General features: G+C 57.7%; 5 protein-coding genes. 3 read left to right on the top strand and 2 right to left on the bottom strand.

The genetic code is table 11. From position 1 onward, the window contains the following. Positions 1-2: 2 nt before the first annotated feature. Positions 3-1,301: a glycosyltransferase gene (locus AC1DVH_RS24150; RefSeq protein ID WP_477755938.1), complete on the bottom strand. Its 1,299-nt coding sequence runs from the start codon at positions 1,299-1,301 to the stop codon at positions 3-5. A 74-nt stretch (positions 1,302-1,375) separates the two neighbouring features. Continuing rightward, positions 1,376-1,738, bottom strand: coding sequence for a response regulator (locus tag AC1DVH_RS24145; RefSeq protein ID WP_477755937.1), 363 nt, complete (start codon positions 1,736-1,738; stop codon positions 1,376-1,378). Between the two features lie 256 nt (positions 1,739-1,994). Between AC1DVH_RS24145 and AC1DVH_RS24140 the strand changes: the two genes are divergently transcribed. The 3 genes from AC1DVH_RS24140 to AC1DVH_RS24130 all read left to right on the top strand — a co-directional run. Continuing rightward, entirely contained in the window at positions 1,995-5,486 is a 3,492-nt protein-coding gene (locus tag AC1DVH_RS24140; protein ID WP_477755936.1) for a response regulator, read from the top strand. A gap of 17 nt (positions 5,487-5,503) precedes the next feature. Next, positions 5,504-6,319, top strand: a complete 816-nt coding sequence (locus tag AC1DVH_RS24135; protein ID WP_477755935.1) for a CheR family methyltransferase — start codon at positions 5,504-5,506, stop codon at positions 6,317-6,319. Between the two features lie 94 nt (positions 6,320-6,413). Beyond that, on the top strand, positions 6,414-6,978 hold a 565-nt coding region (locus tag AC1DVH_RS24130; RefSeq protein ID WP_477755934.1), incomplete at its 3' end, for a response regulator.

Here is a 6,978-nt window from a genome sequence, read left to right as displayed (position 1 = left end):
CGCTACTCCTGATTAAGCCGATTCTTCACCTCGATCCATTGCGCCATGTATTGAGTGCTCTTGTGCTGGTGATGACGCAGCATGCTGCCGGTAAAGTTATCGCGTCTGATGTTTGCCAGATTCCGTTGGCAATCGACCAGCCGCTGGATCAAGGCCGGGCCATGAACGGATGTCTGGTAGCGGCTCGCCAGCAGGGTTTGCCCGTGCGCCTGGGCTTGGAGCCAGCGCGTCTTGTCGTTGTGCAGTTGCACTGCATGATCGGCGAACTCGCGTGCCGAACGGGTCACTGCACCGGGCCACGCCTCTTCGCCATGCATCGCTTCCGCCCCGACGGGTGTCGTCACATTCGGTGTGCCACAGAGCATCGCATCGACAATCTTGCCTTTGATCCCCGCGCCAAAACGCAGAGGCGCCATACAGACCCGTGTCAACGACATTACCTGCAGGGCGTCCTGCGCCCAGTTCATCACATGAAAACCTTGTGCGGGGTTATGCAGGGCGGTTGCCTTGGGTGGTGTGTAGGCACCATAGATATGCAATTGAGCGCTGGGTAGTTGCTCGCGAATCAGCGGCCAGATCGCGGTTTTCAACCAGAGCACCGCATCCCAATTGGGTGCATGGCGAAAGTTGCCGATATGCAGAAAATGCGCCCGGTCTTCGAACGCTACCGGTGCGCTGGCCGGAAGATCGACCATCAATGGGCACCAGTGCAACAAGTTGCGTGGAATCCTGAACTGCTCGACCAGCAATTCGATTTCCACTTCGGAAACCATCAGCGTCAAATCACAACGATAAAACGAGGCGATTTCGCGCTTTGCCAGATCGGTGTTGGCCATGTGTTCAAATTCTTCACGCTCTGCCTGGGCGAACAGGCCACTGAAGTCATTGTTGTCATCACTGGTTTTCAAACGCTCCTTGAGGCGTTGATGCCGGCCATGCCTGAGGCTTTGCAGGTCGCAACTTTCGAGCACGCGCAGGGCATCGGGACAATGCTTCTCGACCCGCCATCCGAACTGTTCCTCCATCATGAATTGATCGAACAACACGATGTCCGGCGCCAGTTCGCTGATGAACTCGTCGAAACTGCTGTTGTTCAGCTCGATCGGCACTTCGCGAATGCCCAACGCCGTCAGGTCTGCGCGTTGTTCGCCGAAGCCCGCCGGGCTGCTGAACGTGATGTCCCAGCCTTGCTGCAGGAAAACCTCGAGGATTTGCATGACATGCCCGCTGGCCGCGGAAGAGCGGGGCTCGGGCCAGACGTAACCAATGACCAGGACTTTGGTTGCGCGGGGCTGGTTCATGTACGGGAATTCCTTGAAGCGAAGACAGGGCAGGGACGAAAAAGGCGCGCATTAAACCACAGCGGATCGCAACGTCACTCGAGAATGTCTATGACCTTGTCGCGCAACTGATCGATGGAGAACGGTTTGCCGATCAAGTGCATGCCTTGAGGCACTTCGATGGTTTCGGCATAACCGCTGGCAAACAGGATCGGCAAGGCTGGACGTAAAACACGTGCTTCATTGGCCAGTTCGCGGCCGTCCATGTTCGGCAAGCCCACGTCGGTCATCATCAGATCAATGTGCTGGCTCAAGTCCTTGAGTGTCTCCAGCGCCTGCTCGCTGCCATTGGCTTCCAGCACCTTGAACTCCAACTCCTCCAGTACATCGACGATCAGCATGCGCACGATGGCATCGTCTTCGACGACAAGGATGGTGGAGCCGTTGACGGATGACATAGTGAGATTCCCGATAAAATTGGCATTGCCAGCGTTCGAAAATACCAGCTTCTTGCATCAGTAAGTGGCGGATCCCGACAAGTTCCCGACGCGATGCAAAAAAGAGTGCGGCGCAGGTCACGCAAGGATAACCCGCCGCTTTGCGCGGTCGCAGCGGAATGTAGGACCTTGCGCGAAACCATGTCAGAAAATTGGATCAATGTGCCAGTTTTGCGGCAAACTCCTTGCATCCCGACAGTTCGACAAGGCCTGACCCATGACCTCCGCGTCCACGGTTGATGAGCAACGATTTCGTAAACTCCTGAGCCGCAACATCAGCCTGCCGTTGGGTCTGGGCCTCATCAGCGCGGTGTTCTTCGTTTCGCTGATCAGCTATTTACTGTCGACGATCCAGTGGGTGCAACACACCGACCGGGTGATCAATAACGCCAATGAAGCGCTCAAGCTGACCGTGGACCTGGAAACCGGGATGCGCGGTTTCCTGCTCAGTGGCGACGAACATTTCCTCGATCCCTACGAAACCGCCAAACCGCGAATTGCCGTGGCCCTCAACACCTTGCTCGAGCTGACCGCCGACAACCCGGTGCAGACTGACCGCTTGCTGCGGTTGCAGGCATTGCAGCTGGAATGGGCCAGCTACGCGCAATCGCTGATCGATTTGCAGCGCAGCAGCGGTGACTATCGCGCCGTGGTCAAGGCCGGACGCGGCAAACGCCTGACCGATGAAATTCGCAAGCAATTCGAGGACGTGATCGACTCCGAGCAACAACTGCGCACCGCTCGCAATGAAGACGTGCGGCGCACCACAGTCTGGAGTATCAGCCTCTATCTGTTGTTCATTGCCGGCGTCAGTGGCTTGCTGGCGTATGTCGGGCGCCGCGATTTGCTCAATCTTTCGCAAAGCTACGGCGTCAACCTCGCTGCCCAACAGGCCAGCGCCCATCGCCTGGAGCAGCAAGCCTGGTTGCGCAACGGTCAGACTCAACTCGCCGGGCAGGTGCTGGGACAGTTGAGCCTGAGCCTGCTGGGACGCAATATTCTGCAATTTTGTGCGCAGTACCTTGGCACCGCCGTGGCGGCTATTTATGTGCGCGAAGACCACGGCGGCCTCAAACGCATCGCCACCTACGGGTTTTCCCGTGAGCAAGAAGAGCGGGAGCAACAGATTTACAGCGAAGAAGGCATTGTCGGCCAGGTGGCGCAACAGGCACGGTTGATTCGCCTGGACGAGGTACCGGTTGATTACTTCAAAGTCAGCTCCGGCCTCGGCGAAGGTTTGCCGCGCAGTGTGCTGGTGGTGCCCACCAGTGATGACGAGCGGGTCAATGGCGTGATCGAACTGGGCTTTCTGCGCTCACTGACGGACCGTGACATTGAATTGCTTGAGCTGATTGCCGGCAGCATCGGCACCTCGATCGAGGCTGCACGCTATCGTCAGCGTTTGCAGGAGGTGTTGGCCGAAACCCAGCAACTCAACGAAGAGTTGCAAGTTCAGCAGGAAGAGCTCAAGACCGCCAACGAAGAGCTCGAAGAACAGTCACGGATTCTCAAGGAGTCCCAGGCGCACCTGGAAATCCAGCAGGTGGAGCTGGAGCAGACCAACGAACAGCTCGCCGAACAGGCACAAGCTCTGGCCGAGCAACGCGACGCCATGGAGCTGAAGAATACCGAGCTCAATCAGGCCCGGATCCAGCTCGAAGAACGTGCCGTAGAGTTGCAGCGCTCGAGCAAGTACAAGTCCGAATTCCTCGCCAACATGTCCCACGAGTTGCGCACGCCGCTGAACAGTTCGTTGATCCTGGCCAAGCTGCTGGCGGAAAATCCGGAGGAAAACCTCAGCGCCGAGCAGGTCAGATTCGCCGAATCGATCTACTCCGCCGGCAATGACTTGCTCAACCTGATCAACGACATTCTGGACATTTCCAAGGTCGAGGCCGGCAAGTTGGAGATCCGTCCGGAGAACACCAGCGTGGCGCGTCTGGTCGAGGGCCTGCGCGGTCTGTTTCAGCCGTTGGCGTCGGACAAACAGCTGGATTTCCAGTTGGATGTGCAGGACGGCGCGCCGCTGATGCTGTTCACCGACCGCCAGCGCCTGGAGCAGGTGCTCAAGAACCTGCTGTCCAACGCCGTCAAATTCACAGAAAGCGGCAGCGTGTGCCTGTCCGTCGCCACGGTGCCGAACGACGGCATCGCGTTCAGCGTCCGTGATTCCGGGATCGGCATTGCGGCGCAGCAGTACGACAGCATTTTCGAGGCATTCCGTCAGGCCGATGGCACCACCAATCGGCGTTATGGCGGCACCGGACTGGGTTTGTCGATTTCCCGTGATCTGGCGGCCTTGCTCGGCGGCTCCATCAGTGTGACCAGCACGCCGGGGCAGGGCAGTGTGTTTACCCTGGTCTTGCCACAGCAATACATAGAACCGGGCGAAGGGCCTGTCGAACTGATGCGAGCCGCTCCTGTGGCGGCTGCGCCGAGTGTATTGCCGCCCACATTGTCGCCACTGATGGCCGACATCGACATTCCGCGTTTCGACGACGATCGCAACAACGGTCCGTTCACCAGCCGCTGCATTCTGGTGGTGGAAGATGAGCCGAACTTTGCGCACATCCTCTACGACCTTGCCCATGAACTGGGTTATCAGTGCCTGGTGGCCCATGGCGCCGACGAAGGCTACGACCTGGCCAAGACGTTCATCCCCGACGCGATCCTGCTGGACATGCGCCTGCCGGATCACTCCGGCCTGACCGTGCTGCAACGCCTGAAGGAACACGCCGAAACCCGGCACATCCCGGTGCATGTGATTTCGGTCGAGGACCGGGTTGAAGCAGCGATGCACATGGGCGCCATTGGCTATGCGGTAAAACCGACCACCCGCGAGGAACTCAAGGACGTATTTGCACGCCTCGAGGCCAAGCTGACCCAGAAGGTCAAGCGCGTGCTGCTGGTCGAGGACGACGACTTGCAGCGCGACAGCATTGCCCGCCTGATCGGCGACGATGATCTCGAGATCACTGCCGTTGGCCTGGCGCAGGAGGCGCTGGACCTGCTGCGGGCCTCGGTTTTCGATTGCATGATCATCGACCTCAAACTGCCGGACATGCTCGGTAATGACCTGCTCAAGCGCATGTCCACCGAAGACCTCTGCTCCTTTCCACCGGTCATCGTCTATACCGGGCGCAACCTGACCCGGGATGAAGAGGCTGAACTGTGCAAGTATTCGCGTTCGATCATCATCAAGGGCGCACGCTCGCCGGAGCGGCTGCTGGATGAGGTGACGCTTTTTCTGCACAAAGTCGAATCGCGGTTGTCCCATGAACGGCAGAAGATGCTCAAGGTCGCTCGCAGCCGCGACAAGGTCTTCGAGGGCCGCAAAGTGCTGCTGGTGGATGACGATGTGCGCAACATTTTTGCCCTCACCAGTGCGCTGGAGCAAAAAGGCGCAGTGGTGGTCATTGGTCGCAACGGCCGCGAAGCGATTGAACGATTGAATGAGGTGCAAGACATCGATCTGGTGTTGATGGACGTAATGATGCCGCGGATGGATGGTTTCGAAGCCATTGTTGAAATCCGCAAGGACCCGCGCTGGCGCAAGCTGCCGATCATCGCGGTGACGGCCAAGGCCATGAAGGACGACCAGGAGCGCTGCCGGCAGGCCGGCGCCAACGATTACCTGGCCAAGCCCATCGACCTGGATCGCCTGTTTTCGCTGATTCGTGTGTGGTTACCGAAGGTGGAACGTATCTAGTGGAGCGCAATTTTTCAATGGAGCGAAACAGCGAAATCGAATTGCGCTTGTTGATCGAGGCGATTTACCTCAAGTACAGCTACGATTTTCGCGATTACTCCGGCGCTTCGATCAAGCGCCGGGTCAACCATGCGTTGAGTCAGTTCGAGTGCAATACCATCTCGGCGTTGCAGGAAAAGGTCCTCCACGATCCCACCGCGTTCATGCAACTGCTGCAATTGTTGACGATTCCGGTCAGTGAAATGTTTCGCGACCCTTCGCACTTCCTGGCCATCCGCAAAGAAGTGGTGCCGCTGCTGCGAACCTACCCTTCGCTCAAGATCTGGATCGCCGGATGCAGCACCGGTGAAGAGGTGTATTCGATGGCCATTGTGCTGCGCGAAGAAGGCTTGCTCGACCGCACGATCATCTACGCCACTGACATCAATCCGCGCTCGCTGGAAAAGGCCAGGCAAGGGATTTTCTCGATGGAGAATGTCCGCGCCTACACTGCTAATTACCAGCAGGCCGGTGGCCAGTGTTCTTTTGCCGACTACTATACGGCGGCTTATGGCTACGCGATTTTCGACAAGACACTGCGCGAGAACGTGACCTTCGCCGATCACAGCCTGGCGACGGACAGCGTATTTTCAGAAACTCAATTAATTTCATGTCGTAACGTACTGATTTATTTTAATAAAAAACTTCAGGATCGGGCATTCGGACTGTTTCATGAATCCCTCTGCCATCGCGGTTTTTTGGTGTTGGGCAGTAAGGAAACCCCGAATTTTTCAGCCTTCGGCAATCAGTTCGAGCCGCTGGTCAAACAAGAGCGGATCTACCGAAAATCATGAACAGTGCAACGAACTTGCCGGCTATCGAAGCGATCGTGATCGGTGCCTGGGCCGGTGGCATCGGCCGTCTGCCTGTCGAGCTGGAACGAATCGCATGCTAAGTAATATCCAGGCCAATCTGCTGATCGTCGACGATCTGCCGGAGAATCTGCTGGCGCTCGAAGCGCTGATCAAGCGTAAGGACCGAATCGTGTACAAGGCGCAGTCCGCCGACGAAGCCTTGTCCCTGCTGTTGCAACACGAATTCGCCATGGCCATCCTCGATGTGCAGATGCCCGGCATGAACGGTTTCGAGCTGGCCGAGTTGATGCGCGGTACAGAAAAAACCAGGAATATTCCGATCGTCTTCGTCAGCGCCGCCGGGCGTGAACTGAACTACGCGTTCAAGGGCTATGAAAGCGGCGCCGTGGACTTCCTGCACAAGCCGCTGGACATCCTCGCGGTCAAGAGCAAGGTCAATGTGTTCGTCGACCTGTATCGCCAGAGCAAGGCGATGAAGGAACAAGTGCTGGCCCTGGAGCAGAGCCGCCGTGAGCAGGAGGCATTGCTCAAGCAACTGCAAAACACCCAGTTGGAACTGGAGCAGGCGGTGCGCATGCGCGATGACTTCATGTCCATCGTCGCCCACGAAGTCCGTACGCCGCTCAACGGCCTGATCC

Source organism: Pseudomonas sp. P4_C3 (assembly GCF_056402075.1).
Note: the sequence above shows the minus strand (reverse complement) of the source record. Positions and strands in the feature narration are given on the sequence as shown.

Excerpts from the sequence above, each read along its gene's own strand:
- AC1DVH_RS24140 (WP_477755936.1), top strand. The coding sequence starts at position 1,995 with ATGACCTCCGCGTCCACGGTTGATGAGCAACGATTTCGTAAACTCCTG.
- AC1DVH_RS24135 (WP_477755935.1), top strand. The coding sequence starts at position 5,504 with ATGGAGCGAAACAGCGAAATCGAATTGCGCTTGTTGATCGAGGCGATT.
- AC1DVH_RS24150 (WP_477755938.1), bottom strand. The coding sequence starts at position 1,301 with ATGAACCAGCCCCGCGCAACCAAAGTCCTGGTCATTGGTTACGTCTGG.
- AC1DVH_RS24145 (WP_477755937.1), bottom strand. The coding sequence starts at position 1,738 with ATGTCATCCGTCAACGGCTCCACCATCCTTGTCGTCGAAGACGATGCC.